This is a genomic window from Gardnerella coleohominis (assembly GCF_002896555.1).
Lineage (GTDB): Bacteria > Actinomycetota > Actinomycetes > Actinomycetales > Bifidobacteriaceae > Bifidobacterium > Bifidobacterium vaginale_F.
Genome location: NZ_MNLH01000027.1, coordinates 1 through 511, shown reverse-complemented (window position 1 = coordinate 511; position 511 = coordinate 1). Strand labels below are relative to the sequence as shown.

Sequence of the window (511 nt, the reverse complement as noted above, 5' to 3'; positions counted from 1 at the left end):
GGGGGGGGGGGGGGGGGGGGGGGGGGGGGGGGGGGGGGGGGGGGGGGGGGGGGGGGGGGGGGGGGGGGGGGGGGGGGGGGGGGGGGGGGGGGGGGGGGGGGGGGGGGGGGGGGGGGGGGGGGGGGGGGGGGGGGGGGGGGGGGGGGGGGGGGGGGGGGGGGGGGGGGGGGGGGGGGGGGGGGGGGGGGGGGGGGGGGGGGGGGGGGGGGGGGGGGGGGGGGGGGGGGGGGGGGGGGGGGGGGGGGGGGGGGGGGGGGGGGGGGGGGGGGCGTTTTTCTAAGCTTTTCGAGAGCCTTATCCAAATGCTTTTTCACGCCAGCAGACGAAATACCAAGCATGCTCGCAATCTCTGATTGAGTGTATCCTTCAACAAACATCAGTTTTACTACTTGACTCTGCTTATCTGTCAGCACTGAAAGCATAGATTCTGTTCTCTCTGACATTTCAAAACCATAATCGTTGGTAATAAAACCATAATCATCAGTAGTACTGAGACTGTCCCTTATACACA

Annotated in this window: 1 protein-coding gene; it reads right to left on the bottom strand. The window is 71.0% G+C overall.

Annotated elements, in window-relative coordinates:
• A partial coding sequence (locus tag BFS05_RS07030; RefSeq protein WP_258004298.1) for an RNA polymerase sigma factor occupies positions 1-443 on the bottom strand: 443 nt, incomplete at its 3' end.
• Between the last annotated feature and the right edge of the window lie 68 nt (positions 444-511).